Origin of the sequence: Pseudomonas sp. Irchel 3H7, from assembly GCF_900187605.1 — a bacterium.
In the GTDB taxonomy this organism is placed as follows: Bacteria; Pseudomonadota; Gammaproteobacteria; order Pseudomonadales; family Pseudomonadaceae; genus Aquipseudomonas.
Genome location: NZ_FYEA01000014.1, coordinates 14,400 through 39,963, shown reverse-complemented (window position 1 = coordinate 39,963; position 25,564 = coordinate 14,400). Strand labels below are relative to the sequence as shown.

25 protein-coding genes and 1 riboswitch are annotated in these 25,564 nt (G+C 60.5%); of the genes, 18 read left to right on the top strand and 7 right to left on the bottom strand.

From position 1 onward, the window contains the following. Window positions 1-96: 96 nt before the first annotated feature. Together CKW38_RS24765 and CKW38_RS24760 are read right to left on the bottom strand one after the other, a co-directional pair. Window positions 97-1,410, bottom strand: coding sequence for a sorbosone dehydrogenase family protein (locus CKW38_RS24765; protein ID WP_007919824.1), 1,314 nt, complete (start codon window positions 1,408-1,410; stop codon window positions 97-99). A gap of 66 nt (window positions 1,411-1,476) precedes the next feature. After that, window positions 1,477-2,061 carry a hypothetical protein gene (locus CKW38_RS24760; RefSeq protein WP_095114116.1) on the bottom strand — a complete coding sequence of 195 codons (585 nt, stop codon included), beginning with the start codon at window positions 2,059-2,061 and terminating at the stop codon, window positions 1,477-1,479. 163 nt (window positions 2,062-2,224) lie between these two features. Then, window positions 2,225-2,456: riboswitch (cobalamin riboswitch) on the top strand. Between the two features lie 81 nt (window positions 2,457-2,537). Between CKW38_RS24760 and cobO the strand changes: the two genes are divergently transcribed. The 14 genes from cobO (at window position 2,538) to CKW38_RS24695 (ending at window position 14,138) form a co-directional block, all read left to right on the top strand. Beyond that, entirely contained in the window at window positions 2,538-3,149 is a 612-nt protein-coding gene (cobO, locus tag CKW38_RS24755) for a cob(I)yrinic acid a,c-diamide adenosyltransferase (protein WP_003223053.1), read from the top strand. Next, the gene (locus CKW38_RS24750; RefSeq protein WP_095114115.1) at window positions 3,146-4,546 is read left to right on the top strand and encodes a cobyrinate a,c-diamide synthase; all 1,401 of its coding nucleotides are present in this window, start codon (window positions 3,146-3,148) and stop codon (window positions 4,544-4,546) included. The genes cobO and CKW38_RS24750 overlap by 4 nt, the downstream gene beginning before the upstream one ends. Then, window positions 4,543-5,193, top strand: a complete 651-nt coding sequence (gene bluB / locus CKW38_RS24745; protein ID WP_095114114.1) for a 5,6-dimethylbenzimidazole synthase — start codon at window positions 4,543-4,545, stop codon at window positions 5,191-5,193. Before CKW38_RS24750 ends, bluB begins: the two co-directional genes overlap by 4 nt. After that, a complete protein-coding gene (gene cbiB / locus CKW38_RS24740; protein WP_095114113.1) occupies window positions 5,190-6,098 on the top strand; it encodes an adenosylcobinamide-phosphate synthase CbiB in 909 nt (302 codons plus the stop codon). The genes bluB and cbiB overlap by 4 nt, the downstream gene beginning before the upstream one ends. Next, complete coding sequence (cobD, locus tag CKW38_RS24735; protein ID WP_007919813.1) at window positions 6,091-7,083, top strand: threonine-phosphate decarboxylase CobD; 993 nt, start codon at window positions 6,091-6,093, stop codon at window positions 7,081-7,083. Before cbiB ends, cobD begins: the two co-directional genes overlap by 8 nt. Then, entirely contained in the window at window positions 7,080-8,531 is a 1,452-nt protein-coding gene (locus CKW38_RS24730) for a cobyric acid synthase (protein WP_095114112.1), read from the top strand. Before cobD ends, CKW38_RS24730 begins: the two co-directional genes overlap by 4 nt. A 151-nt stretch (window positions 8,532-8,682) precedes the next feature. Then, complete coding sequence (gene cobU / locus CKW38_RS24725; protein ID WP_007919802.1) at window positions 8,683-9,204, top strand: bifunctional adenosylcobinamide kinase/adenosylcobinamide-phosphate guanylyltransferase; 522 nt, start codon at window positions 8,683-8,685, stop codon at window positions 9,202-9,204. After that, on the top strand, window positions 9,201-10,256 hold the full coding sequence (gene cobT / locus CKW38_RS24720; protein ID WP_095114111.1) for a nicotinate-nucleotide--dimethylbenzimidazole phosphoribosyltransferase: 1,056 nt from the start codon (window positions 9,201-9,203) through the stop codon (window positions 10,254-10,256). Before cobU ends, cobT begins: the two co-directional genes overlap by 4 nt. Beyond that, window positions 10,253-10,828 (top strand): alpha-ribazole phosphatase family protein, encoded by a 576-nt coding sequence (cobC, locus tag CKW38_RS24715; RefSeq protein WP_095114110.1) that lies wholly within the window; start codon window positions 10,253-10,255, stop codon window positions 10,826-10,828. The genes cobT and cobC overlap by 4 nt, the downstream gene beginning before the upstream one ends. Window position 10,829: 1 nt before the next feature. Continuing rightward, the gene (locus CKW38_RS24710; RefSeq protein WP_095114109.1) at window positions 10,830-11,561 is read left to right on the top strand and encodes an adenosylcobinamide-GDP ribazoletransferase; all 732 of its coding nucleotides are present in this window, start codon (window positions 10,830-10,832) and stop codon (window positions 11,559-11,561) included. Window positions 11,562-11,737: 176 nt separating this feature from the next. Then, on the top strand, window positions 11,738-12,142 hold the full coding sequence (locus CKW38_RS24705; RefSeq protein ID WP_007919794.1) for a MarR family winged helix-turn-helix transcriptional regulator: 405 nt from the start codon (window positions 11,738-11,740) through the stop codon (window positions 12,140-12,142). A 53-nt stretch (window positions 12,143-12,195) separates the two neighbouring features. Then, window positions 12,196-13,404: an MFS transporter gene (locus CKW38_RS24700; RefSeq protein WP_095114108.1), complete on the top strand. Its 1,209-nt coding sequence runs from the start codon at window positions 12,196-12,198 to the stop codon at window positions 13,402-13,404. Then, complete coding sequence (locus CKW38_RS30465) at window positions 13,401-13,523, top strand: hypothetical protein (protein WP_256588447.1); 123 nt, start codon at window positions 13,401-13,403, stop codon at window positions 13,521-13,523. The genes CKW38_RS24700 and CKW38_RS30465 overlap by 4 nt, the downstream gene beginning before the upstream one ends. A 54-nt stretch (window positions 13,524-13,577) precedes the next feature. Beyond that, a complete protein-coding gene (locus CKW38_RS24695; RefSeq protein WP_007919788.1) occupies window positions 13,578-14,138 on the top strand; it encodes a glutathione peroxidase in 561 nt (186 codons plus the stop codon). A gap of 180 nt (window positions 14,139-14,318) precedes the next feature. Here CKW38_RS24695 and CKW38_RS24690 read toward each other — a convergent pair whose 3' ends face one another. From CKW38_RS24690 to CKW38_RS24680, 3 genes are all read right to left on the bottom strand, one after another. Next, complete coding sequence (locus CKW38_RS24690; protein ID WP_095114107.1) at window positions 14,319-15,590, bottom strand: OmpP1/FadL family transporter; 1,272 nt, start codon at window positions 15,588-15,590, stop codon at window positions 14,319-14,321. A 146-nt stretch (window positions 15,591-15,736) separates the two neighbouring features. Next, window positions 15,737-16,219 (bottom strand): hypothetical protein, encoded by a 483-nt coding sequence (locus tag CKW38_RS24685; protein ID WP_095114106.1) that lies wholly within the window; start codon window positions 16,217-16,219, stop codon window positions 15,737-15,739. A gap of 273 nt (window positions 16,220-16,492) precedes the next feature. Next, a complete protein-coding gene (locus tag CKW38_RS24680) occupies window positions 16,493-16,717 on the bottom strand; it encodes a hypothetical protein (protein ID WP_003214941.1) in 225 nt (74 codons plus the stop codon). A 962-nt stretch (window positions 16,718-17,679) separates the two neighbouring features. Here CKW38_RS24680 and CKW38_RS24670 point away from each other — a divergent pair. Further along, on the top strand, window positions 17,680-18,003 hold the full coding sequence (locus CKW38_RS24670; RefSeq protein WP_095114105.1) for a hypothetical protein: 324 nt from the start codon (window positions 17,680-17,682) through the stop codon (window positions 18,001-18,003). Window positions 18,004-18,178: 175 nt separating this feature from the next. Further along, the gene (rmuC, locus tag CKW38_RS24665; RefSeq protein ID WP_176472368.1) at window positions 18,179-19,543 is read left to right on the top strand and encodes a DNA recombination protein RmuC; all 1,365 of its coding nucleotides are present in this window, start codon (window positions 18,179-18,181) and stop codon (window positions 19,541-19,543) included. 88 nt (window positions 19,544-19,631) lie between these two features. Here rmuC and CKW38_RS24660 read toward each other — a convergent pair whose 3' ends face one another. Together CKW38_RS24660 and CKW38_RS24655 are read right to left on the bottom strand one after the other, a co-directional pair. Then, entirely contained in the window at window positions 19,632-23,102 is a 3,471-nt protein-coding gene (locus tag CKW38_RS24660) for a PAS domain-containing hybrid sensor histidine kinase/response regulator (RefSeq protein ID WP_007919776.1), read from the bottom strand. A gap of 258 nt (window positions 23,103-23,360) precedes the next feature. Then, window positions 23,361-23,903, bottom strand: a complete 543-nt coding sequence (locus CKW38_RS24655) for a TetR/AcrR family transcriptional regulator (RefSeq protein ID WP_095114103.1) — start codon at window positions 23,901-23,903, stop codon at window positions 23,361-23,363. Between the two features lie 91 nt (window positions 23,904-23,994). Between CKW38_RS24655 and CKW38_RS24650 the strand changes: the two genes are divergently transcribed. Then, on the top strand, window positions 23,995-25,182 hold the full coding sequence (locus CKW38_RS24650; protein WP_095114102.1) for an MFS transporter: 1,188 nt from the start codon (window positions 23,995-23,997) through the stop codon (window positions 25,180-25,182). Window positions 25,183-25,233: 51 nt separating this feature from the next. Beyond that, the gene (locus tag CKW38_RS24645; protein ID WP_095114101.1) at window positions 25,234-25,545 is read left to right on the top strand and encodes a cupin domain-containing protein; all 312 of its coding nucleotides are present in this window, start codon (window positions 25,234-25,236) and stop codon (window positions 25,543-25,545) included. Window positions 25,546-25,564 lie beyond the last annotated feature (19 nt).

Here is a 25,564-nt window from a genome sequence, read left to right as displayed (position 1 = left end):
GCTCGCGATAGCGGTCGTTCAGTCAATGATGATGTCGACTGATACGAAGTTATCGCGAGCAGGCTCACTCCTACAGTTGTTTGTGCATGGCGAAAATTATTTGCTGGCCGACACTCGCCACACCTTGTTGCCGACATCATCCGCCACCAGCAAGCCACCTTGCTGATCGATCACCACGCCCACCGGGCGACCGAGTGCATTCTCGTCTTTGTCGAGGAAACCGGTCAGCACATCCACCGGTTTGCCACTCGGCTTGCCACCGGTAAACGGCACGAAAATCACTTTGTAGCCACTGTGCGGTTTACGGTTCCACGAACCATGCTGGCCGATGAACGCGCCTTCCTTGAACTGCGCCGGCAGCGTGTTGCCCTCGGCGAAGCTCAGACCCAGTGAGGCGGTGTGCGGGCCGACTGCGTAATCCGGGGCGATGGCTTTGGCCACCAGGTCCGGATTTTGCGGCGACACACGCACATCGACGTGCTGGCCGTAGTAGCTGAACGGCCAGCCATAAAAACCACCGTCCTTCACGGAAGTGATGTAGTCCGGCACCAGATCACTGCCGATCTCGTCGCGTTCGTTGACCGCTGTCCACAGCGCGCCACTGACAGGCTCCCAGGCCAGGCCATTGGGGTTGCGGATGCCCGAGGCAAAGATGCGGTGATTGCCGGTCGCCCGATCGACTTCCCAGATCGCCGCGCGGCCTTCTTCTTTATCCAGACCATTTTCGCCGACATTACTGTTCGAGCCGACCGTGACGTACAGTTTGCTGCCGTCCTTGCTGGCGATGACGTTTTTGGTCCAGTGGTGATTCAGCGTGCCGCCGGGCAGATCGACGACCTTGATCGGCTGCGATTTGATCTCGGTCGCGCCGGGTTCGTAGTTGAAACGCAGCAGGCGATCGGTATCGGCGACGTACAGGTCATTGCCAACCAGGGTCATGCCGAACGGCGAGTTGAGGTTTTGCAGAAACACCGTGCGGGTCTCGGCGACGCCATCGTGATCGGCGTCACGCAGCAGGGTGATGCGGTTTGGGCTTGGCACGCCAGCGCCAGCCTTGCCCATGACCTTCTTCATCACCCAGCCGCGAATCCCGCTGCTGTCATCCGGTTTTGGTGGGGCATTGGTTTCCGCTACCAACACATCGCCATTGGGCAGCACATAGAGCCAGCGCGGATGATCGAGGCCTTCGGCGAATGCCGCGACCTGGGTGCCAGCCGCCGCTGTCGGTTTGCCGCCGTCGGGCCAGCCGATCGCCGGGGCGATATTCACCGTCGGGATCAGGGTCTTGTTCGGTTCGGGCAGCTTCGGTGACGGGCCGGTGCCGTCGGAGACTTGCAGGCTGGAGGTTTCACCGCAGGCGGCGAGTCCTCCGGCGAAGGCGATGACAAAAACGAGCTGGGGCTTGCGCATTGCTGATCTTCCCTATGAATGCATTCCTAATCATAGAGGAGGGCGCAAGCCCGATGGTTCAACTGCTCAACCGCGCGCTTCCTTGAACAGCACGGCGATGCCCGGGTGATAATTGCCGGCTTCGCTGCGTAACTTGCGGTAGGCGTAGGGGAAATACCAGGCGACCGCGCAAGTGTGTTCCTTTTGCAGGTCGTCGACCATGTCCTGCAGCTCTTCGGGGCTGGCGCTGTGCTGGGCTTTTTGCGGCGCGACAAACAGGCAGCCGAGCTTGAGGTCGCTGGCGTAGCTGATGCGTTTGGCGTCGTTGGTGATGTCCAGCAGGGCTTGGGTCAGATTGAGGTTGGTAACCTTTGGCCAGCGCTGGGTGGCCTGGATAAAGGCGCGGTCTTCGGCGCCGGCCAGAAACAGATCGGCGCGGGCATTGCGCTCGCCTTCTTCATTCTGCTTGCGCGTGGCAGTGCCGTTCAAAGTCACCAGCTCAGCCATCCAGGCTGCGGCCGAGAGCAATCCGAGATTGGCTTTCTCGTCATGCCAGTAAGGGGTGTCGCTGTCGCCGCGCACGGCGTTGTAACGGTCGATACAGTCAAACCAGCGTTCAAGCACCGGGCGCAGGAATTCCAGGCGCGGGTTGCTGATGATCATGCCTTGCATCGTCATCATCCTTTATTGTTGTAGTGGGCTTTTCGGGAAAAGCATGGCTCTTTGATATCATTTGTATCAGTGTGGCACAAGATTGGCGTCAGATAATTGATCGGCGGCAGTTATTCGCCCGATGACCGCCTCTTTAATTGACGCTCCACCCCCAACCCTCTAACCTTCGCGGCTTGTTTCAGGTGCTCTGTGACCTGCGTCGACAGAGTGAAACAGGGAAGCCGGTGAGGGTTGTCTTCAAGCGAAGAACCACCACGATCCCGGCGCTGCCCCCGCAACGGTAAATGAGTGAAAACTGCGCCTTGAGCCACTGCCTCGAAAGAAGCGGGAAGGCGCGCAGTCAGGCGAAACGCCGCTCATGAGCCCGGAGACCGGCCTGATCCATCCAGCGGCATCACGGTGGGCGATGCCAGGCTTTTTGCCGTCTATTCTTGTGCCTGCCCGCCGTTATCCAGCCTCAACGGAGAGCTCCCCCCATGACCGATTCCCCCGAGCGCGACGAACGCCATCTGGCGCGTATGCAGCGCAAAAAAGCCGTGATCGACGAACGCATCGCCAACTCGCCTGACGAGTGTGGCCTGGTGCTGGTGCTGACCGGCAATGGCAAAGGCAAAAGCAGCTCGGCGTTCGGCATGCTCGCCCGCGCCATGGGCCACGGCATGCAGTGCGGCGTGGTGCAGTTCATCAAGGGCCGCAACAGCACCGGCGAAGAGTTGTTTTTCCGCCGCTTCCCTGAGCAGGTGCGCTTTCATGTGATGGGCGAGGGCTTCACCTGGGAAACCCAGGATCGTCAGCGCGACATCGCCGCCGCCGAAGCCGCGTGGGCCGTGTCCCGCGAACTGCTGCGCGATCCGTCGATCGGTCTGGTGGTGCTCGACGAACTCAACATCGCCCTCAAACATGGTTACCTCGATCTCGATCAGGTGCTCAGCGATTTGCAGGCGCGTCCGCCGATGCAGCATGTGATCGTCACCGGTCGCGCAGCCAAGCCGGAAATGATCGAAATGGGCGACACCGTGACTGAAATGGGCATGCTCAAACACGCCTTCCAGGCTGGCATCAAAGCGCAGAAAGGCGTCGAACTTTGAATCAGCCACGTCACTGCCCGGCGGTGCTCATCGCCGCGCCGGCTTCCGGTCAGGGCAAGACCACCGTCACCGCCGCACTGGCCCGTTTGCATCGCAATCAGGGGCGCAAGGTGCGCGTGTTCAAATGCGGCCCGGACTTTCTCGATCCGATGATTCTCGAACGCGCCAGCGGTGCGCCGGTGTATCAACTGGACATGTGGATGGTCGGCGAGCAGGAAAGTCGTCGTCTGTTGTGGGAAGCCGCCAATGAGGCGGATCTGATTCTGATCGAAGGCGTGATGGGCCTGTTCGATGGCACGCCGTCCAGCGCCGATCTGGCGCGGCACTTCGGCGTGCCGGTGCTTGGCGTGATTGATGGGACGGCCATGGCGCAGACCTTTGGTGCGCTGGCGTTGGGCCTGGCGAAGTATCAGCCGGATCTGCCGTTTGCCGGTGTGCTCGCCAATCGTGTCGGCACCTTGCGCCATGCGCAATTGCTCGAAGGCAGCCTCACGGAAGGTTTGCGTTGGTATGGCGCGTTGTCCCGTGAGACCGGTATCGAACTGCCGAGTCGTCATCTCGGCCTGGTGCAGGCCAGCGAACTGAATGACCTCGATGTGCGTCTCGATGCCGCCGCCGATGCATTGGCCAGCAGTTGCGAGGTAGCGCTGCCACCGGCCGTGGAATTCGCCGCGCCTGATGTGATCGCTGTAGAGCCGCTGCTGAAGAATGTGCGAATCGCCGTTGCCCGTGATGAGGCGTTTGCCTTCACCTACGGCGCGAGTCTCGATCTGCTGCGGGCGATGGGCGCCGAGTTGACTTTCTTCTCGCCGATCCGCGACACGCAATTGCCTGACGCTGACAGTCTGTATCTGCCCGGTGGTTATCCGGAATTGCACCACGTTGCGTTGTCGCAGAACACCGCGATGCTGGAGGCGATTCGTGCGCATCACGCAGCGGGCAAACCGTTGCTCGCCGAATGTGGCGGGATGCTGTATTTGCTGGATTCTTTGACTGACGTTGAAGGCACTCGCGCTGAGTTGGTTGGGCTGCTTAAGGGCGACGCGGTGATGCAGAAGCGTCTGGCTGCACTGGCGCTGCAAGCAGTGGATTTGCCGGAAGGATCGTTGCGTGGGCACACTTATCATCATTCGTTGACGACGACTGAGCTGACGCCGATTGCGCGTGGCTTGAGTCCGAATGGCGGTCGCGGCGCCGAGGCGGTTTATCGGGACGGGCGGATGACGGCCTCTTATGTGCACTTCTACTTCCCGTCGAGTCCCGCGGCTATCGCAGCATTGTTTGCACCCGACCTCCAGGCCGCCATCGCTGGCAAGCCAGCTCCCACAGTGGACGGTGAGCTTCCTGAAGAAATGCAATCCCCTGTGGGAGCTGGCTTGCCAGCGATGGGGCCATGACAGACAACGCATTCTCCGAAACCGAGCGCCAAGCCGTCTATAAAGCCATCGCCGAACGCCGCGACATGCGCCACTTCACCGGCGGCACCGTCGAGCCGGAATTGCTGCGCCGACTACTGGAAGCCGCTCACCAGGCCCCGAGCGTCGGCCTCATGCAGCCGTGGCGTTTCATCCGCATCAGCGATAGAACCTTGCGTGGCCAGATCCAGAACCTCGTGGAAGAAGAACGCATCCGCACCGCAGAAGCCCTCGGCGAGCGCAGTGACGAGTTCATGAAACTCAAGGTCGAAGGCATCCATGACTGCGCCGAAGTGCTGGTCGCCGCGCTGATGGACGATCGCGAAAAACACATCTTCGGTCGCCGCACGCTGCCGGAAATGGACATGGCCTCGCTGTCCTGCGCGATTCAGAATCTGTGGCTGGCCTCGCGCGTCGAAGGTCTGGGCATGGGCTGGGTTTCGCTGTTCGAGCCGCAGGCACTGGCGGATTTGCTGAAATTGCCCGCAGGCGCCAAACCTCTCGCCGTTTTGTGTCTGGGCCCGGTCAAGGAATTCTATCCGGCGCCGATGCTGGTACTCGAAGGGTGGGCGCAGACGCGGCCGCTCAATGAGTTGCTGTATGAAAATTATTGGGGAGTGAGTCAATGAGTGTGGCGTTGTTGAGTGTCGCCGCGGTGGCGCTGGATGCGCTGCTCGGTGAACCGAAACGCTGGCATCCGCTGGTGGCGTTCGGCAATTTCGCCGGGCGCATCGAACAACGTTTCAACGCCGGTGGTCGTGGCTGGCGCAGTCATGGCGTCACAGCGTGGGTGATCGCGGTGCTGCCGCTGACCTTGCTCGCCACGGCGTTTTCCTGGGCGCCATACGTGGGCTGGGTCGTCGAGATTCTCGCGCTGTATTGCGCCCTCGGCATGCGCAGCCTCGGCGAGCATGTCGCGCCGGTGGCCGCTGCTTTGCGCGCAGATGATCTGGACGAGGCGCGCAAGCGTGTCGGCTATCTGGTCAGCCGTCAGACCGATGAACTCGACAGCACCGCCGTCGCCCGCGCCGCCACCGAGTCGGTGCTGGAAAACGGCAGCGATGCGGTGTTTGCCGCGCTGTTCTGGTTTGTCGTGGCGGGTGCGCCGGGCGTGGTCCTCTATCGCTTGAGCAACACGCTCGATGCGATGTGGGGTTATCGCAACGAACGCTTCGAGCGCTTTGGTTGGGCTGCGGCGAAAATCGACGACGTGTTGAACTACATTCCTGCGCGTCTGGTGGCATTGACCTACGCGCTGCTGGGTAAAACCCGACTCGCGTTGAAGTGCTGGCGCACACAGGCGCCGAAGTGGGACAGCCCCAACGCCGGCCCGGTGATGGCCACCGGGGCCGGCGCCTTGGGCGTGGAGCTGGGCGGGCCGGCGATTTATCACGGCGAACTTCACGACCGTCCGCAACTTGGCGAGGGCACAGCGGCTGACGCAGATTCCATCGACCGTGGCTGGCAATTGGTTCAGCGCGGCGTATGGTTATGGCTGCTGATTCTCTGCGTGGGGGCTGAATTCTATGCTTGAGCACGGTGGCCGGCTGCGCAAGGCTGCACTCGATTACGGCATCGCTGAAGCTGACTGGCTCGACCTGTCCAGCGGTCTGGCGCCGTGGCCGTTTCCGATCCCGGAGATCCCGCTGCGCGCCTGGGCACGCTTGCCGGAAACCGATGACGGTCTGGAGCAAGCTGCGTGTGATTACTACGGTGCTGCGCAAGTGCTGCCGGTGGCGGGTTCGCAGATGGCCATCCAGTTGTTGCCGCGTTTGCGTCGTGCCGGCAAGGTCGGTGTGTTGTCGCCGTGTTATGCCGAGCATGCCGAAGCCTGGCGCCGCAGCGGTTACATCGTGCGCGAAGTGCTGGAGCAGGAAGTCGAGTTCTTTCTCGACAGCCTCGACGTGCTGGTGGTGGTCAACCCGAACAACCCGACCGGCCTGAGCCTGACCCCGGCACGATTGCTCGACTGGCACGCGCGGCTTGCCCGGCGTGGCGGCTGGCTGGTGGTCGATGAAGCCTTCATGGACAACACGCCGCAGTTGAGTCTGGCACCGCATGCCCATCAAGTCGGGCTGATTGTGTTGCGTTCGTTCGGCAAGTTTTTCGGTCTGGCCGGGGTGCGTCTGGGCTTTGTGCTGGCCGAGCGCAAGTTGCTCAAGCTGCTCGCCGAACAGGTCGGGCCTTGGGCGGTGAGCGGGCCGACGCGGGTGCTCGGGCAAGCCTGTCTGCAAGACACCGAAGGGCACACACGCCAACGGATTCGCAGCGATGAAGCCAGTGAACGACTGGCAGCGCTGCTTGAACGCTACGGCTTCAAGCCGCAGGGCGGTTGCGCGCTGTTCCAGTGGCTGATCACCGAACACGCCGAGGCGTTGCACGCGTTCATGGCCCGTCGCGGCATCCTCCTGCGCATCTTTACTCACAACAGCAGTTTGCGTTTTGGCCTGCCTGCCGACGCGGCTGAAGAGGCGCGTCTGGAACACGCTTTAATCGCTTTCGCCAAGGATCACGCATGACCACCCTGATGGTGCAAGGCACCACCTCCGATGCCGGTAAAAGCACACTGGTGACGGCGCTGTGCCGCTGGGCGACGCGTCAAGGCGTGGCGGTCGTACCGTTCAAGCCACAGAACATGGCGCTCAACAGTGCTGTGACCGCCGACGGCGGTGAGATCGGTCGCGCGCAAGCGGTGCAGGCGCAAGCGGCATTCCTCGATCCGCACACCGACATGAACCCGGTACTGCTCAAGCCCAACAGCGACACCGGCGCGCAAGTGATCATCCACGGTCGCGCGGTGACGTCGATGAACGCCGTGGCGTATCACGATTACAAAGCCATCGCGATGAAAGCGGTGCTCGCGTCCCACGAGCGGCTCAGCGCTGCGTATCCGCTGGTGATGGTCGAAGGCGCGGGTTCGCCGGCGGAGATCAATCTGCGCGCCGGTGACATCGCCAACATGGGCTTTGCCGAGGCGGTGGATTGCCCGGTGCTGCTGATTGCCGACATCAATCGCGGCGGGGTTTTCGCGCATCTGGTCGGCACCCTGGAATTGCTTTCGCCGAGCGAACAGGCGCGGGTCAAGGGCTTCATCATCAACCGTTTTCGCGGTGACATCGCCTTGCTGCAACCGGGTCTCGACTGGCTCGAGCAACGCACCGGCAAACCGGTGGTGGGCGTGTTGCCTTATGTGATGGATCTGCACCTTGAGGCCGAGGACGGCATTGATCAACGCCAGACCGACAAGGCCGAACAAGTGCTGAAAGTGGTGGTGCCGGTGCTGCCGCGCATCAGCAATCACACTGACTTCGATCCACTGCGTCTGCATCCCCAGGTCGATCTGCAATTTGTCGGGCCAGGGCAGGCGATTCCGGCGGCTGACCTGATCATTCTGCCGGGCTCGAAGAGCGTGCGTAGCGATCTGGCCTACCTGCGCGCCAGTGGCTGGGATGCGGCGATCTCTCGGCACTTGCGTTACGGCGGCAAGGTGCTGGGGATTTGCGGCGGTCTGCAGATGCTTGGCGAGCAGGTGCATGACCCACTCGGCCTCGAAGGCGCGCCGGGCACGAGTGCCGGTTTGGGCTTGCTGACGTTCGAAACCACGCTTGAGGCCGAGAAGCAGTTGCGCAATGTGCGCGGACGATTGGTGCTGGAAGATGCCGACGTCAGCGGCTATGAAATTCATGCCGGCGTGACCAGCGGACCGGCGTTGGAAAACGCTGCGGTGCATCTGGATGACGGCCGTTGCGACGGTGCGCAGAGTGCTGACGGGCAAGTGTTCGGCACCTACTTGCATGGCTTGTTCGAATCGCCGACGGCGAGTGCGGCGTTGCTGCGCTGGGCCGGGTTGAGCGATGTGCAGGCGGTGGATTATCACGGCTTGCGCGAACGCGATATCGAGCGGCTGGCGGATCTGGTGGAGAAGCATCTGGATACCGAGTTGTTGCGACAGCTCTGTGGGATTTGAGGTGAATTTAATGGCCTCATCGCGAGCAGGCGAAGGCCTACAGGGTTATGTGTTTTACACAAAACTCTGGGTTGCTCGAGATCCCTTGTAGGAGTGAGCCTGCTCGCGATAGCGCCTATGGCTTCAACACATAATTTTCAGGATGTCCCCCATGCTCCAACTGATCCTCGGCGGCGCCCGCTCCGGCAAAAGTCGTCTGGCCGAAAAACTCGCCAGCGACAGCCATCTATCGGTCACCTACATCGCTACCAGCCAACCTCTTGATGGCGAGATGAGCGACCGCGTCGCCCATCACCGCGCGCGCCGACCTGCCGAGTGGGCGCTCATCGAAGAGCCGCTGGAACTGGCTCGCGTCCTGCGCGAATCCGCCAGCGCCGAGCGTTGCCTGCTGGTCGATTGCCTGACCCTGTGGCTGACCAATCTGCTGATGCTCGATGACGCCGAACGCCTCACCGCCGAGCGCCAAGCCTTGCTCGACTGCCTGGCGTCCTTGCCGGGTGAAATCATTTTTGTCAGCAACGAGACCGGAATGGGTGTCGTGCCGCTGGGCGAATTGACTCGCCGTTACGTCGATGAAGCCGGTTGGCTGCATCAAGCTCTGGCCGAGCGCTGTCAGCGTGTTGTCCTGACAGTCGCCGGCCTGCCCCTGACTCTGAAAGGACCTGCGTTATGACTCAATCCTGGTGGCTGAACCCGTGCAAACCAGTCGACATCAATGTCGTTGAACAAGCGGCGGCGCGGCAGCAGCAACTGACCAAACCGGCCGGTTCGCTCGGTCGACTGGAATCGGTAGCGGTGCAGTTGGCCGGCCTGCAAGGCCAGATCAAACCGACGCTGGCGCAGGTGTGGATCGCGATTTTTGCCGGTGATCACGGCGTGGTGGCTGAAGGTGTTTCGGCGTTCCCGCAAGAAGTCACCGGGCAGATGCTGCTCAACTTTGTCAGCGGTGGCGCGGCGATCAGCGTGCTGGCGCGTCAGCTCGGCGCGCAGCTGGAAGTGGTCGATCTGGGCACGGTGAATCCAGCGCTGAACCTGCCGGGTGTGCGCCATTTGAACATCGGCGCGGGCACGGCGAACTTCGTGCAGGGCGCGGCGATGACTCAGGCCCAGGGCGGGCAGGCATTGCAGGCGGGTCGCGACAGTCTGCTGCGCGCAAAAGTGGCGGGCGCGCAGTTGTTCATTGGTGGCGAAATGGGCATTGGCAACACCACGGCAGCGAGTGCCTTGGCCTGTGCCTTGCTCGATTGCCCGGTGGCGCATCTGACCGGTCCCGGCACCGGACTGAATGCCGAAGGTGTCAGCCACAAGGCGCAAGTGATCGAGCGGGCGCTGGCATTGCACGCCGCACAGCGTAGCGATGCGTTGCAGACCCTGTTCAATCTGGGTGGTTTTGAAATCGCCGCGCTGGTCGGTGCCTATCTGGCCGCGGCTCAAGAAGGTGTTGCGGTGCTGGTCGACGGCTTTATCTGCACGGTCGCGGCGCTGGTCGCGGTGCGCTTGAATCCGGCCTGCCGCGAGTGGTTGCTGTTCGGCCATCGCGGTGCCGAGCCGGGCCATCGCCATGTGCTGGAAACCCTACAGGCCGAGCCGTTGCTGGAACTCGGCCTGCGTCTGGGCGAGGGCAGTGGCGCGGCGCTGGCGGTGCCCTTGTTACGTCTGGCCTGTGATCTGCACGGGCAGATGGCGACGTTCGCTGAAGCGGCGGTGGCGGATCGTCCGGCATGACATTAAATCTGGATCTGCTGCGCCATGGTGAGACTGAACTGGGCGGTGGCCTGCGTGGCAGTCTCGATGATGCACTGACCGAAAAGGGCTGGGCGCAGATGCGTGCGGCGGTGGTCGACAGCGGGCCATGGGATCGTCTGGTCAGTTCGCCGTTGCAGCGTTGCGCTCGCTTTGCCGCCGAACTGGGTGAGCAGTTGGATCTGCCAGTGCAATTGGACAAGGATCTGCAAGAGCTGCATTTCGGCGCATGGGAAGGGCAGAGCGCAGCGGCGTTGATGGAGACGGATGCCGAGGCCTTGGGGCTGTTCTGGGCTGATCCGTATTCCTTTACGCCGCCGCAGGGTGAGCCGGTCAGCGAGTTTTCCTCGCGAGTATTGGCAGCGGTTGCGCGCCTGCACACTGCATACGCCGGTGAGCGGATTTTGCTGATCAGTCATGGCGGCGTGATGCGTCTGCTGTTGGCGCAAGCGCGAGGGCTGCCACGCGAACAACTGCTCAATGTTGAAGTCGCTCACGGCGCGTTGTTTGCACTGAAGGTTGAACCCGGTGGTTCGCTCAAGGAAGGTCACTGACATGTTGCCGCTGTGGATCGCCCTGCAATTTCTCAGTAGCCTGCCGATTCGTTTGCCGGGGATGCCTGAGCCGGAACAGCTTGGGCGATCGCTGCTGTTTTATCCGCTGGTGGGGCTGTTGTTCGGGCTGATCCTGTGGGCGCTGAATCTTGCCTTGAGCGGCGCGCCGTTGCTGCTGCATGCGGCGTTGCTGCTGACGGCGTGGGTGGTGCTCAGCGGCGCACTTCACCTGGATGGTCTGGCCGACAGCGCCGATGCCTGGCTCGGCGGTTTTGGTGATCGCGAGCGTACGCTGACGATCATGAAAGACCCGCGTAGCGGGCCGATTGCGGTGGTCACGCTGGTGTTGGTGTTGTTGCTCAAGTTTGCTGCGCTGCTGGCGCTGATCGAACAGCAGCAAGGTCTGGCACTGATCATCGTGCCGTTGCTCGGGCGTGCGGCGTTGCTCGGGTTGTTTCTGACCACGCCGTACGTGCGGGCTGGCGGGTTGGGGCAGGCGCTGGCTGATCATTTGCCGCGCAAGGCCGGGTGGTGGGGGTTGGGCGTCAGTGCATTGGTCTGCGTGCTGATTGCCGGATTCAGTGCGGTCGTTGCGCTGGTAATTGCTGTCGTTGTGTTTGTCTGGCTACGGCAGGTGATGATGCGGCGGTTGGGCGGGACGACAGGCGATACGGCGGGGGCGTTGCTGGAATTGCTGGAGATGGTGGTGCTGGTGGGATTGGTTTTGGTCTAAGAGATTATTGCTGGATGGGCTGGCCCCATCGCGAGCAGGCTCACTCCTACAATTTGAAATGCATTCCCCTGTAGGAGTGAGCCTGCTCGCGATAGCGGTGTGTCAGGCGCCACAAATGTTATGGGTAAACTCATCTGTAACTTGATTTAACACAGTCGCGGGTATATACACGCATCATGCTTCCTTCTCAGTGTTTGTGCACCAACCTGCGTCGCGCCGCTCGTGGCGTCAGCAGGCATTACGACGGCGCTCTCGACGGCTTCGGGATCAACGTTGCCCAGTATTCTTTGCTGTGCAACCTGCAGCGTCTGGATCAACCGAGCATCTCGGAACTCGCCGAGGCGATGGGTCTGGACCGCAGCACCCTCGGGCGCAATCTGCGGGTGCTGGAAGGCGAGGGGCTGGTGGCGCTGGCCGAAGGCGAGGACATGCGCAACCGCATCGTCAAGCTCACCGAAACCGGCGTACAACGCCTGGCAGCGGCACTGCCGGCCTGGGAAGCGGCGCAGCAGCGATTGATCGACAGACTGGGCGCCGAGAAGCGCGAAACCTTGCTCAGATTGCTGGATGAACTGGCCTGAGGCCGGTTTTTTCCAAACTCAAGCGGGTATATACCCGCAAGCGGAGAACAATAATGACATCGATGTGGCGTACGTGCGGTTGGGTGTTGGTCGGGAGTGCGCTGATCCTGGCGTTGTCATTGGGCGTGCGGCATGGTTTCGGCTTGTTCCTGTCACCGATGAGTGCGCAGTTCGGTTGGGGGCGTGAAGTGTTCGCCTTTGCCATTGCCTTGCAGAATCTGATCTGGGGCCTGGCACAACCGTTTACCGGCGCACTGGCTGACCGTTTCGGCGCGGCAAAAGTGGTGCTGGTCGGTGGGATCCTCTACGCGGCGGGCCTGGTGTGCATGGGCCTGTCTGATTCGGCGGTAACGCTGTCACTGAGTGCCGGTCTGCTGATCGGTATCGGTCTTTCGGGCACTTCGTTTTCGGTCATTCTTGGTGTCGTGGGTCGTGCTGTGCCGCCAGAGAAACGCAGCATGGGCATGGGTATCGCCAGCGCCGCCGGTTCTTTCGGCCAGTTCGCCATGTTGCCGGGCACGCTGGGCCTGATCGGCTGGCTCGGCTGGTCGGCCGCGCTGCTGGTGCTGGGCCTGCTGGTGGCGCTGATCGTGCCGCTGGTGAGCATGCTCAAGGACAAGCCGCTGCCGGTGCTTGGCCATGAGCAAACCTTGTCCGAGGCCCTGCGCGAAGCCTGTTCGCATTCGGGTTTCTGGTTGTTGGCGTTCGGCTTTTTTGTCTGCGGTTTTCAGGTGGTGTTCATCGGTGTGCACTTGCCTGCGTATCTGGTCGATCAGCATCTGCCCGCCAGTGTCGGCACCACGGTGCTGGCGCTGATCGGGCTGTTCAATATTTTCGGCACTTACACTGCCGGCTGGCTGGGCGGGCGCATGTCCAAACCGCGTCTGCTGACAGCGTTGTACCTGTTGCGCGCGGTGGTGATTGTGCTGTTTCTGTGGCTGCCGGTGACGACCACGTCGGCCTACCTGTTTGGCATGGCGATGGGTTTCCTGTGGCTGTCGACGGTGCCGTTGACCAACGGTACGGTGGCGACCTTGTTTGGTGTGCGAAACCTGTCCATGCTCGGCGGCATCGTGTTCCTGTTCCATCAGCTCGGCTCGTTTCTCGGCGGCTGGCTGGGCGGGGTGGTGTATGACCGAACCGGGAGTTATGACTTGATCTGGCAAGTGGCGATTCTCTTGAGTCTGCTGGCGGCGGCGCTGAACTGGCCGGTGCGCGAGCGTCCGGTCGCACGTCTGCAAGCCGCTGCGAGTGGCGCATGAGTCGACTCTGGTCGCGTATCGTCATCACCGCACTCGGCGCCGCATTGCTGGCGCTGGTGTGGTGGGGCTGGCATCAGGGTGGTCTGGCGTTGATGCAGTTGGGCATGAGCATTTGCTAGAAACAGGCATGACGAGTAACGTCAAACTCTGACGACTGCTCAAGGATGCTCGACATGCTGATGCGCTGGTGTGCTGTTCCCGCGTTGCTGATGGCGTTGACTGGTCTGGCCCAGGCCGCCGACTGTCCCGAATTGCTGCAAGGCTCGCTGCCCAAACTGCGAGCCAAGGAATCCATCGATCTGTGCAAGCAGTACGCCGACAAACCGTTGGTGGTGGTCAACACCGCAAGCTTCTGCGGTTTCGCGCCGCAGTTCGAAGGCCTTGAGGCGCTGCATAAGCGCTACGAAGGGCAAGGGCTGGAAATGCTCGGTGTGCCCTCCAACGACTTCAAGCAGGAATCGAAGGATAGCGCCGAGACCGCCAAGGTCTGCTATGCCAACTATGGCGTGACGTTCGCGATGACCGAGCCGCAGAAGGTTCGTGGCGATGACGCTACGCATCTGTTCCAGGTGCTGGCGGCACAGAGCAGCGCACCGAAGTGGAATTTCTACAAATATGTGGTTGATCGCCAGGGCAAGGTGATCGCCAATTTCTCCAGCCTGACCAAACCCGATGATCCGGAGTTTATCGCCGCGATCGAAAAGGCGATTGCCTCGAAACCCTTGAAGCCCTGATCTGTAGGAGCTGCGGCACGCTGCGATCTTTTGATTTTAAAAAAACAGATCAAAAGATCGCAGCCTCGTTGCACTCGACAGCTCCTACGGGTCGCACAAAATTCAGGCATTAAAAAGCCCCGCTTTCTGTAAAGAGAGCGGGGCTTTTTGTGGGCGAGGGATTAGCCTCGCCGCGCAGCATCAGAAGCGGTAGGTCGCGCCGACACCGAAACCGTTTGCCGAGTTTTCATACTTCGAGTTGTAGCTCTGGCCACGATCGTTCTGGTTGCGGATGTTGACCGACTCTTCCTTCAGGTACGAGTAGGCCACGTCGATGGTCAGATCTTCGGTCGGGCTCCAGCCGGCACCGATGCTGAAGATCGTCCGGTCGCCGGTAGGAATGCGTGGCGAGCGGTCGACGTTGTTGGTCGGCGACTGGTCGAAAGTCAGACCGGTACGCAGTACCCATTCCTTGTTCAGCTGGTACGACGTACCCACGGCGTAAGCCCAGGAGTCGTGCCAGTTCTGGTCTTCGGTGATCTCGCCGAACTGACCGGCCAGCAGCGGCTGCACACCGGAGTTCTTGACGGTGATTTTCTCCAGCTGGCTCCAGCGGGTCCAGGTAGTACCGGCATAAACGTTCCAGCGATCGTTGATCGCCTGGGTTACCGAGAGGTCGACCGATTCAGGGGTAGTGATCTTCAGCGAAGCGTCGTACTTCTGGTTGGCGCCCACACCGACCAGGGCCAGTGCGCCGTAGTTGACCTTGGTGTCGCCTTCGAGCTTGTAGTCGACTTTCGAGTGGTACGTCAGACCGACGCGAGTGCTGTCGGTGGCTTGTACCAGCAGGCCGACGTTGTAGCCCAGTGCGGTGTCGTCACCCTTGATCTTGACCTTGCCGTCCGGCAGGGCTTGAGTGATCGACAGGTTGGACTCCAGCGAGCCGTCAATGCGGTTGATGGTTGGACCGAAACCGATCGATACCTTATCGTTGAAGGCGTAGCTGATGGTCGGTTGGAAAGTGATGACTTGCACTTCGGACTTGCTGCCAAAGTAACGGCCGGCAAAGCCGTTTTCATAATCAGTGATCAGGCCGAACGGCACATAAACACCGAGGCCGAATGCCCAATGCTCATCGATCGGTTTCACGTAGAAGCCCATAGGTACAGCGGTGAAAGGCACCATGTCGCCTTTGTTGCTGCCGCCGTTAGGGCTGGAGCTGGCATTGCTGATATCGGTATGAGCATCGACAACGGCTACACCACCGGTAACTTGTTCACGCTTGATGCGCGACATGCCGGCAGGGTTGCCATAAACAGTACTTGCGTCGTCAGCAGAAGAAGATCGCCCGGCAAAACCAGTCCCCATCCCACTGATGCTTTGTTCGTTGAGGGCAAAGCCGGCCGCGAAAATTTGAGTGGAGGCAAGGGTAACGGCGAGGCTAAGGGTGGTTTTGAGCATGACTTTTTTCATTATTAGAACTCCTGATGATCACCGGGGCGAAAATTACCAACATTTTCGTCCCAGCGCTATAGTCCGTATGCCTTGAGTTAGAGCGGTTTTGTAGGACAATCCGACCAAAATCGCGACCTGTTGTGCGATCTTTTGAAACCGGTCGGTCAGCAGGCGACCTGATTCACCGTTGAAACACAGGTGTGCCAGGCGTAAGTGAAGTCGCGCAGGCGACCTTGGGGTTGAAAGGTCTGACGCCAGATACGTGCCATTCCCAGCAAATCGTTGGAATCGGGGAGGGTGGGGTTTTGTTCTTCAACCAGCAGCCAGGCAATGGCCGTGGCGTAACGCAGGTTTACCGTCAATTCCAGGTGCGGGCCGGTCAGGAAGGCATGCTGGCTGGCGAGGCCGCGAACCAGGCTGGCGCGTTCCGGATCGAGTGCCAGGTAATCATCCCAAAGGGCTTGATGGCGGTGCTCGGCGATGCGGTAAAGCCCGTGGCCGCGGCGGTCATGCAGGGCGGAACCCAGGGCTGACTGGCTGGCGGCGATGCCCAGCAGCAGAGATTCGGCAGTCGCGCTGTGACGTCCCAGGTAGATCAGCGTAGGACGGATCACGTAGCGGCACAGTTCGCTGGCAGCGATACCCATAAAACCCTCGGTTCTTGTTATTAATGGCGAGTCCTGAAGGGGGCTTGGCAGCTGTGGATCGGTTCAGGCTCGCCGCAAGCGGATCACGCCGCTTGAGTTGAAGTGTAGTGTCATATTCGCGACGTAAAGGCCTGTTTTTAAAATATTTCCCGCTGCGGGGAATATTCGTTATATCCGATGGTGCTTAGCCGCTGAGGGGTAAAAGCGAAACATCGGGCAATAAAAAGCCCCGCATTTTGTGCGGGGCTTTTGCTTTTGCAGCCTTTTCGGCTTTCAGGCAACCAGTGCCTGACGGGTACGATCGATCACGGCCTGCAGCGGTTCAGCGCTGGAGTACTGATCGGGGTACAGACGCTCGCTGTGGCGGGCGATACCGTGTTCGTTGACCAGTGTGAAGCTGAAGCAGCCTTTGCGAGCGGCCATGATCAGGCAGTTCATTGGTGCAAAAGCGTTGGTTAGGGTGCGAATGGCATCCTGAGTATGGATTTGAGTAGACATAGTTATTAGGTGTTCCTACAAATGACACGGATAAGAACCGTGCAACGTTAAAACGTTCCAGTAACGTCGACCACCATTGGTCAAACGAAGAACCCGACTGGAACAAAGCAGCCAGTTTGAAGCGCTGATAAGTTGGCGCGCTTGGGCTGGCAGGTAGGTACTTAGGAGGGCAGGCATCACAACGAGGGCAAAGGTTCTGGGCCCGGGGTGAAGATCCTGATCAATTTGCAGGTTGGTTCGGTCAGAGTAAGTGTTCTTCGCAACACCCTTCGCATCATTCGAAGGCAGTGTCGTCGCAAGATTTACCTGGAAACCATCGAGGGGTCGTTCCCGCTTTTTCGGTAGGGCTTCTTGGTAGAAGGCTGACCGTGGGGATGTGTTCGACCGGAATTGACTTTCAGCTTGGTACTAACGCCGCGGATACTAACGGATCGAAACGGGTAAAGCAAACTTCGTGTAGAAAAACATCGCAGCCACAGCTTGAGGCTGCTTGGCGTGTTTGCTCAAATGCCCGGAATTGGCGCATTGATTGACCGTCGGTCGGTGAAGATATTTTCATCGAGGCGCGCGCCAGACTGGTTTATTCCCCCACCGATCGCCAAAACGACCCGAAAAAGCGCAGCGATATAACCAGGTAACAGGTACTTGTGCACATTAGTTGCGCAGGCTGTAACGGCGCTGTCATACCAATCCTGACCCCGATGGCTGCCTGCAACGAAAGTTTAAGTCAATGAAAAACATCGCTTTTTTTTGTTGGTGAAAAAATCGTCAGTTTGACTGCGAGCCCCATTCCATAAGGCTTTGCGAGGGTTGGAGGGCGGTTGTCCACTGAGTTATCCACAGCTTCTGTGGATTGTCCCGAGCGCTTGCTCTAGGACGGGCGTGCCGGGTTGTTTTTCGACTTTACCTGTAAGAAAAAGAGAGTAGAGTGGCGCGCCTTCCGATTCGTCCCACAGTGCTTTATGAAGTTTCGCTCAGTATCAGACTCTGTTATCTCACAGCCTTCTCCTGTTACCCCGCCCAAGCGATTTTCCGTTCGCGTTGCCGAATGGCTGCTCGACAGCCCGCGCCTGAGCGACAGTCACAATGCAAAACACCTCGCTGGCCGCCTGCTCAAACAACCGGCGCGTGATGGCGTGGTGGTTGCGCAAAGCCGTCTCGGCCAATTGATGTGCCGCGAATGCGGTAACGCACGGGACCGTCGCATCGGTCAGGATCTGTTGCGCCAGGCTGCTCGCGCCGGCGACCGTCGTGCGCAGCAGGAACTCGGTCTGCTCGAAGACTGAGCTGTCCAAGACCTGACACCTTGGTTAACCTTCAGGCTTTATAAGATCGGCGGGAGTGGCTATGGCTATGGACTTGACCAGCGTATTGCTGGGGCTTGCAGCAGCGGGATTGCCACTGCTGGCGCTGGCCTGGCAACTGCAACGCCGGGCGAGCAATGGGCAGGCCGAGGTGGCTCTGCTCGAAGAACGTCTGGCCATGGCGCAACTGGCACAGGACGGGCTCAACGCGCAGCTCGACGCCAGTCGCGATGAGATCGCCGATCTCGGTCAGGCCAATGCCGCCAAGCAAGCTGAACTGGCGGCTCTGCGCCGGGAAGTCGAACTGCTGCAGATCGAACGCGACGACGCTCGCGATGCCTCCCACGCCTGGAACCTCGAACGTGCGAACAAGGAAGCAGAACTGCGCCGCCTCGACGCACAGGCCGCCTCACTGAACGCCGAACTGCGCGAACAGCAGGAAAGTCATCAGCAACGCCTCAGCGACCTGCAAGGTTCGCGCGATGAACTGCGGGCGCAGTTTGCCGAACTGGCCGGGAAGATCTTCGATGAGCGCGAGCAGCGTTTTGCCGAGACCAGTCAGCAACGGCTCGGACAGTTGCTCGATCCGCTCAAGGAACGCATTCAATCCTTCGAAAAACGTGTGGAAGAAAGCTATCAGGCCGAGGCCCGCGAGCGCTTCTCGCTGGCCAAGGAACTGGAGCGCTTGCAGGCGCTCAATCTGCGTCTGAGCGACGAAGCCACCAACCTGACCCGTGCCCTCAAAGGCCAGAAAACCCAAGGCAACTGGGGCGAGCTGATTCTTGAGCGTGTGCTCGAACACGCCGGTCTGGAAAAGGGCCGCGAGTACCAGACCCAGGTCAACCTCAAAGGCCCGGACGGCGAGCGCTTCCAGCCTGACGTGATCATTTACCTGCCGGGCGACAAGCAAGTGGTGGTGGACTCCAAGGTGAGCCTCACCGCGTATCAGCAATACGTGGCTGCCGACGACGACAGCCTCGGGCAGATCGCGATCAAGCAGCACGTCCTGTCGTTGCGCAATCACGTCAAAGGCCTGGCCGGCAAGGATTACAAGCGTCTGGAAGGGCTGCACAGCCTGGATTTCGTCTTGCTCTTCGTGCCGATCGAAGCTGCGTTTTCGGCGGCGTTGCAGGCTGAGCCATCACTGTTTCAGGAAGCCTTCGACCGCAACATTGTCATCGTCAGTCCGACCACGTTGCTGGCAACGTTGCGCGTGATCGACAGTCTGTGGAAGCAGGAGCGCCAAAGTCAGAACGCTCGGGAAATCGCCGAGCGCGCCGGGTGGCTGTACGACAAGTTCGTCCTATTTATTCAGGATCTCGATGAGGTCGGCAATCGACTGCAACAGCTGGATAAAGCCTACAGCTCAGCGCGTAACAAGCTGACAGAAGGGCGCGGCAATCTGGTCAGTCGCAGTGAACAGCTCAAGTTGCTCGGTGCACGGGCGAGCAAGAGTTTGCCGGCGGATTTGCTGGAGCGGGCGATGACCGACGTCGATGGTCTCGTCGAACTCCCTGAATAAAGATCAAAAGATCGCAGCCTCCGGCAGCTCCTACATTGGTACGGCGTACATCCTGTAGGAGCTGCCGAAGGCTGCGATCTTTTTGCTTCTATAGCGGCAAATACCGACTCAACAACGCCCGCAACGCCGCCGGCTTCACCGGTTTCGGCAGATAATCCAGGCCCGCCGCGTGCACCTGCGCGATCATCTCCGGTCGCCCGTCAGCACTGATCACCACCCCCGGCACCGGTTCGCCCAGGCGTGTGCGCAACCACGCCATCAACTCCGTACCGGTATCCCCGTGATCGAGGTGATAGTCGACCAACGCCAGTTGCGGTCGCACGCCGTCACTCAGCAGCGCCGCACACTCCTCACGATTGCGCGCCGTCCACACCTGACAGCCCCAGCGGCTCAATAAGCTGTTCATGCCGATCAGAATGCTGTCTTCATTGTCGATGCACAGTACCTGCGCGCCGCTCAGCAACTTGCCATTCAATTCAGCGACGGCGCTGACCGGCACGGCTTGGGAGCGGGCCAGCGGCACGCGGACACTGAACACACTGCCGCGCCCCGGCCACGAGCGCACACGCAAGGTGTGGCCGAGTACACGGCACAAGCCATCGGCAATTGCCAAACCCAGCCCGAGGCCTTTTTCAGCGCGGGTCTGATGACTGTCGAGGCGTTTGAATTCCTCGAAAATCACCTGCTGTTTATCTTCCGGAATCCCCGGCCCGCGATCCCACACTTCCAGGCACAGTTCGCCGCCGCGTCGACGCACCCCGAGCAGCACCGGGCCCTTGGCATAGCGGAAAGCGTTGGTGAGGAAATTCTGCAGAATCCTGCGCAGCAATTTGATGTCGCTGTCGATGCGCAGATGACTGCCGCGCACACGGAAGGTCAGACCTTGTTCCTGTGCCAGTGCCTTGAATTCGGCACCGAGAGTGTCGAACAGCTCATTGACGGCGAACGGCTTGCGATCCGGGTTGATCTTGCCGTTTTCCAGTCGGGAAATATCCAGTAGATCGCTGATCAGATCCTCGGCCGAGCGCAGCGAACTGTCGAGGTGCTGCACCAGTTTCTGTGCCTCGCCGCTCAAGCCGTCGTCCTGATGGGAGAGGGCGGCGGAGAACAGCCGGGCAGCGTTCAGCGGTTGCATCAAGTCATGGCTGACTGCCGCGAGAAAACGGGTTTTCGACTGATTGGCGGCTTCGGCGGTGCCCTTGGCTTCGGTCAGCGCGACGTTGAGTTGCGACAGTTCCTGGGTACGTTCGCTGACCCGTTGCTCCAATCCTTCATTGGCTTCGGTCAGCGCCTGTTCGGCTTCGCGGAATGCGGTGATGTCAGTGAAACTCATGACGAAGCCGCCGCCCGGCATCGGGTTGCCGATCAACTCGATCACCCGGCCGTTGGGGAACAGCCGCTCAGACGTATGCGCGCGGCCCTGGCGCATCCAGTGCAAACGACGAGCAACGTGGACTTCCGCTTCACCGGGGCCGCACAAACCGCGCTCGGCGTTGTAGCGAATAATGTCGGCAATCGGTCGGCCGACACTGATCAAGCCGTCCGGGTAGTTGAACAGCTCCAGATAACGCCGGTTCCACGCCACCAGTTTCAGCGACTGATCGACGACGCTGATGCCCTGGGTAATGTTCTCGATTGCACCCTGCAACAGGGCGCGGTTGAACTGTAGGACCTCCGAAGCTTCATCGGCGATTCGGACTACATCCTCCAGTTGCATTTCCCGACCTTCGATGGCAGCTTTTACCACCGCGCGGGTCGAGGACGCGCCAAGCACACCGGCCAGCAAACGCTCGGTATGGGCGATCCACTCGCCGTCGGCATTTTGGTTCGGGTTGAAGCCTTTGCCTTGACGGTAAGCGAAACGAATAAAGCTCTGCCGCGCACGTTCCTCACCGACGAAACGCGCGGCCAATTGCAGCAAATCGTCAATCTGCACCGCCAGCATCGAGCGTGCACTCGGCCGTGCACTGATCTCCTGTCCGATGAAACGCCCGGCCTGCCAGTGCTCCGACACGCGCGTGCGAGATAACACCGAAACCCAGGCAAACAAGGTGAAGTTACCGGCCAGTGACAGCACGACGCCTTGGGTCAGCGGGGTAATCGGCAGGTTCAGCGGATTGCTGTGCAGCCAAGCCAGCCCCGGAAAACTGCTCAGTGACCAACCGAGACTGTGCGCGGCAATCGGCAGGATCAACGTGTAGAACCACAGGAAAGTACCGGCGGCCAGGCCTGCGAAAACACCACGGCGGTTGGCCTGTTTCCAGTACAGCGCGCCGAGCATCGCGGGTGCCAGTTGGGTCACCGCGGCAAAGGCAATCTGGCCGATGGTCGCCAGGCTCGCGGTCGAACCGAGCAAGCGATAGCTGACGTACGCCAGCAGCAGAATCACTACGATGCTCACGCGGCGTACCGAGAGCATCCACTGGCGGAATACTTCGAACGGGCGCTCGGCGTTATTTCTGCGCAGCAACCACGGCAACAGCATGTCGTTGGAGACCATGGTCGACAGCGCCACACTGGCGACAATCACCATGCCGGTCGCCGCTGACGCGCCGCCGATAAACGCCAGCATCGCCAGCGCCGGGTGCGCCTGAGCCAGTGGCAGGCTAATCACGAAGGAGTCGGGCAAGACGTCACTTGGCAGCATCATCTGACCGGCTAAAGCGATCGGGACTACAAACAAAGCAGCCAATGCGAGGTACGCTGGAAACACCCATTTGGCCAGGCGCAGATCCTGCGGATCAATGTTCTCCACCACCGTGACGTGGAACTGCCGGGGCAGGCAGATGATTGCCATCATCGCCACGCCGGTTTGCACCACCATCGATGGCCAGTTGATGGTTTCTTTCCAGTATTCCTCGAGGCGTGGGGCGAGCATGGCTTGGTTGAACAGGTCTTCGAAACCGTCATACAGGCCATAAGTGACGAAGGCGCCGACGGCGAGAAACGCGAACAGTTTGACCAGCGATTCGAAGGCAATCGCCAGCACCATGCCACGGTGGTGTTCGGTGGCATCGAGGTTGCGCGTGCCGAAGACTATGGTGAACAGCGCCAGTACCAGCGACACGATCAGCGCGGTGTCCTGGGCGCGGGTACCCATGGCGTCGGCACCGGCGCCGATCAGCAGGTTCACGCCGAGGACAATGCCTTTGAGTTGCAGGGCGATATAAGGAAGGACGCCGACCAGGCAGATCAGCGCAACGACCACCGCCAGCGATTGCGATTTGCCGTAACGCGCGGCGATAAAGTCAGCGATGGAGGTGATGTTCTCCTGTTTGCTGATCATCACCATTTTTTGCAGGACCCACGGCGCGCCCACCAACAGCAGGATCGGCCCGAGGTAAATCGGCAGGAATGACCACAGTTGTTCCGCCGCCTGACCGACTGCGCCGAAGAACGTCCAACTGGTGCAGTAAACCGCCAGCGACAGGCTGTACACCCAGGCACGCATGCGCGGCGGCAACGGCGCGCTGCGGCGGTCGCCGTAGAAGGCGATGGCGAACATGATGGCCATATAGGCCAGGGCGACGGCGGCGATCAGCCCGGTGGACAGCGACATGCAACACTCCCGACAAATGACTCCCCGGCACTCCTGCCCGGGCGGACAGTCTCGCATGCGCGGGGCGGTTAGTCAGTGTCGACCAAGGTCGTGGCGTGGCGGGGTGTCGCAGGTTTGAATGGAGGCGTTGTGCGTTGACATTGCCAGGCATCGAATCCTGTAGGAGCTGTCGAGTGAAACGAGGCTGCGATCTTTTGATCTTTCAAAATCAAGATCAAAAGATCGCAGCGTGCCGCAGCTCCTACATGAATATCGGTGTCAGTCCTGACGCAGCGCGATATCAATCAGCCGATGAAGCTCATCCACCTCCAGCGCTGCCGCCGAAAACAGAATCCGGAACACCACCGGCGCCACCACCAGATTGATCAGCCGATCGACACTCGGTGCCACTTCATCCGGATGCCGCTCGATGATCGTCTGCAACTGCGCGCCGATGATCGTCACGCAATACCCCGGCGTCGCGCTCGCTTGCACGTCACGCATCATGTTGCGCCCAGGCTCGGAGCTCATCTCGTCGAGATACTGCTCGGCCCACGCGCGGATATCGCTGCGCAAGCTGCCGGTTTGCGCCGGCTCGCTGTCCGGGCGCATGCGGGCGAGGGCGACGTCTGCCAGCAACGCCGACAGATCACCCCAACGCCGGTAAATCGTCGACGGCGTCACCCCGGCGCGCGCGGCAATTTGCGGGACGGTCACGGTCGAGCGCTCCTGTTCTTGCAGGAGTGCTCGAACTGCCGAATGAATTGCATCTTGCACCCGGGCACTGCGGCCGCCGGGGCGTAAACCTTCTTTAATAGCCATGCGGCAGATCTTAACACAAAGAATTTGCTTTAAGCGCGAGGCAGTAGCACACTCCGCAAAAGCAAAAAATTAGCTTTTGCGGAGTGTGCCCATGACCAGCCTTGCTAACAACCGATCCCGCCTGTGGTTTCTGGCGATGACTTTACTGAGTTTTCTCGCCGCCTCCACGGCGCCGACGCCGTTGTATCACCTCTATCAGGATCAACTGCAGTTCTCGGCCGCGGTGCTGACGCTGATCTTTGGCGTGTATGCACTCAGTCTGTTGGCGGCGCTATTAACAGTCGGCTCGCTGTCTGATCACCTCGGGCGCAAACCGGTGATCTTCACCGCTGTGGTGCTCAACGCGTTGGCGATGCTGCTGTTTATCTACGCCGACAGTGTGACTTGGCTGATCAGTGCGCGTGTACTCCAAGGTTTTGCGACCGGCATGGCCACCGCCGTTTTAAGCGCGACGTTGCTCGACACCGACCGTCAGCAAGGACCGTTGATCAACAGTGTGGCGCCGTTGCTTGGCATGGCATTGGGCGGTATGGGCTGCGGTTTGCTGGCCGAATTTGCGCCGGCGCCGTTGCAACTGAGCTATTGGCTGCTGCTCGCACTGTTTGTATTGCAGGGCATTTATGTCTGGCGCTTACCGGAAAGCGTCACTCCGCAAGCGGGGGCGTGGGCCTCGTTGCGGCCGACATTGCACGTGCCGATTCAAGCGCGGGCCACCTTGTGGCGCGTGTTGCCGCTGAATACGGCAACGTGGGCGCTGGGCGGTTTCTACGCCTCGTTGGCACCGTCATTGGTGCGCACCGCCACCGGTTCGACGTCCAATCTGATCGGCGGCGAAACCGTGGCCGCCCTGACAGTGACCGGTGCATTGATGATTTTCACCCTGCGCAATCGTCCCGCCGCACGGGCATTGCAGCTAGGCGCGAGCCTGCTGCCGATTGGTCTGGTGTTGATTCTGCTGGGTGTGCACAGCGCCAGTCTGTCGCTGTTTTTCCTTGGCACGCTGGTGGCCGGTTGGGGCTTCGGTGCAGGATTTCTCGGTGCGGTGCGCAGCCTCGTGCCGCTGGCCTTGGCCCATAAGCGCGCGGGGTTGATGGCCGCGTATTACGTGCTCAGTTATCTGGCGTTCTGCCTGCCGGCGTTGCTCGCCGGGCACTTGTCGCGCAGCTACGGATTGCTGGCGACCACCGATGGTTACGGGGCGATTTTGATCGTGTTGGCTGTCGCCGCGTTGTTGCTCAGCCTGCGTCCTGCGCCAGCCAAAGTGTGCCGCGCTCCATAATCACTGCGGTTTCGGTTAGCCTTGGCGCGCCTTCTTCTCACGGATCGACTCATGAAGATTATTCGCAGCAAAACCTTCACCGCCGAGCGCGCCTGGGGTGCGCTGGACATCGCCAACATGAACGGCATCACCACGCGCCTGCACTGGACCGATCAGCCGTACAAATGGCACATCAACGACGGCGAGGAAGTGTTTGTGGTGCTGGATGGGCAAGTGCTGATGCATTACCGCGAACTGGGCGAAGAAAAACAGGTGCAGCTGGATGTCGGTGACATCTTCTATGCGAGCGTCGGCACCGAGCACGTCGCCCATCCGCAAGGCTCTGCGCGGATTCTGGTGATCGAGAGCGAGGGTAGCGTCTGAATGCTTATTGGTAAAACAG

Excerpts from the sequence above, each read along its gene's own strand:
- cobT (WP_095114111.1), top strand. The coding sequence starts at position 9,201 with ATGACTCAATCCTGGTGGCTGAACCCGTGCAAACCAGTCGACATCAAT.
- CKW38_RS24705 (WP_007919794.1), top strand. The coding sequence starts at position 11,738 with ATGCTTCCTTCTCAGTGTTTGTGCACCAACCTGCGTCGCGCCGCTCGT.
- CKW38_RS24685 (WP_095114106.1), bottom strand. The coding sequence starts at position 16,219 with ATGGGTATCGCTGCCAGCGAACTGTGCCGCTACGTGATCCGTCCTACG.
- bluB (WP_095114114.1), top strand. The coding sequence starts at position 4,543 with ATGACAGACAACGCATTCTCCGAAACCGAGCGCCAAGCCGTCTATAAA.
- cobU (WP_007919802.1), top strand. The coding sequence starts at position 8,683 with ATGCTCCAACTGATCCTCGGCGGCGCCCGCTCCGGCAAAAGTCGTCTG.
- CKW38_RS24670 (WP_095114105.1), top strand. The coding sequence starts at position 17,680 with ATGAAGTTTCGCTCAGTATCAGACTCTGTTATCTCACAGCCTTCTCCT.
- cbiB (WP_095114113.1), top strand. The coding sequence starts at position 5,190 with ATGAGTGTGGCGTTGTTGAGTGTCGCCGCGGTGGCGCTGGATGCGCTG.
- CKW38_RS24645 (WP_095114101.1), top strand. The coding sequence starts at position 25,234 with ATGAAGATTATTCGCAGCAAAACCTTCACCGCCGAGCGCGCCTGGGGT.
- cobC (WP_095114110.1), top strand. The coding sequence starts at position 10,253 with ATGACATTAAATCTGGATCTGCTGCGCCATGGTGAGACTGAACTGGGC.
- CKW38_RS24680 (WP_003214941.1), bottom strand. The coding sequence starts at position 16,717 with ATGTCTACTCAAATCCATACTCAGGATGCCATTCGCACCCTAACCAAC.
- CKW38_RS24690 (WP_095114107.1), bottom strand. The coding sequence starts at position 15,590 with ATGAAAAAAGTCATGCTCAAAACCACCCTTAGCCTCGCCGTTACCCTT.
- CKW38_RS30465 (WP_256588447.1), top strand. The coding sequence starts at position 13,401 with ATGAGTCGACTCTGGTCGCGTATCGTCATCACCGCACTCGGCGCCGCA.
- CKW38_RS24730 (WP_095114112.1), top strand. The coding sequence starts at position 7,080 with ATGACCACCCTGATGGTGCAAGGCACCACCTCCGATGCCGGTAAAAGC.
- CKW38_RS24650 (WP_095114102.1), top strand. The coding sequence starts at position 23,995 with ATGACCAGCCTTGCTAACAACCGATCCCGCCTGTGGTTTCTGGCGATG.
- CKW38_RS24760 (WP_095114116.1), bottom strand. The coding sequence starts at position 2,061 with ATGCAAGGCATGATCATCAGCAACCCGCGCCTGGAATTCCTGCGCCCG.
- CKW38_RS24655 (WP_095114103.1), bottom strand. The coding sequence starts at position 23,903 with ATGGCTATTAAAGAAGGTTTACGCCCCGGCGGCCGCAGTGCCCGGGTG.
- CKW38_RS24710 (WP_095114109.1), top strand. The coding sequence starts at position 10,830 with ATGTTGCCGCTGTGGATCGCCCTGCAATTTCTCAGTAGCCTGCCGATT.
- CKW38_RS24700 (WP_095114108.1), top strand. The coding sequence starts at position 12,196 with ATGACATCGATGTGGCGTACGTGCGGTTGGGTGTTGGTCGGGAGTGCG.
- CKW38_RS24660 (WP_007919776.1), bottom strand. The coding sequence starts at position 23,102 with ATGTCGCTGTCCACCGGGCTGATCGCCGCCGTCGCCCTGGCCTATATG.
- cobO (WP_003223053.1), top strand. The coding sequence starts at position 2,538 with ATGACCGATTCCCCCGAGCGCGACGAACGCCATCTGGCGCGTATGCAG.
- cobD (WP_007919813.1), top strand. The coding sequence starts at position 6,091 with ATGCTTGAGCACGGTGGCCGGCTGCGCAAGGCTGCACTCGATTACGGC.
- CKW38_RS24695 (WP_007919788.1), top strand. The coding sequence starts at position 13,578 with ATGCTGATGCGCTGGTGTGCTGTTCCCGCGTTGCTGATGGCGTTGACT.
- CKW38_RS24765 (WP_007919824.1), bottom strand. The coding sequence starts at position 1,410 with ATGCGCAAGCCCCAGCTCGTTTTTGTCATCGCCTTCGCCGGAGGACTC.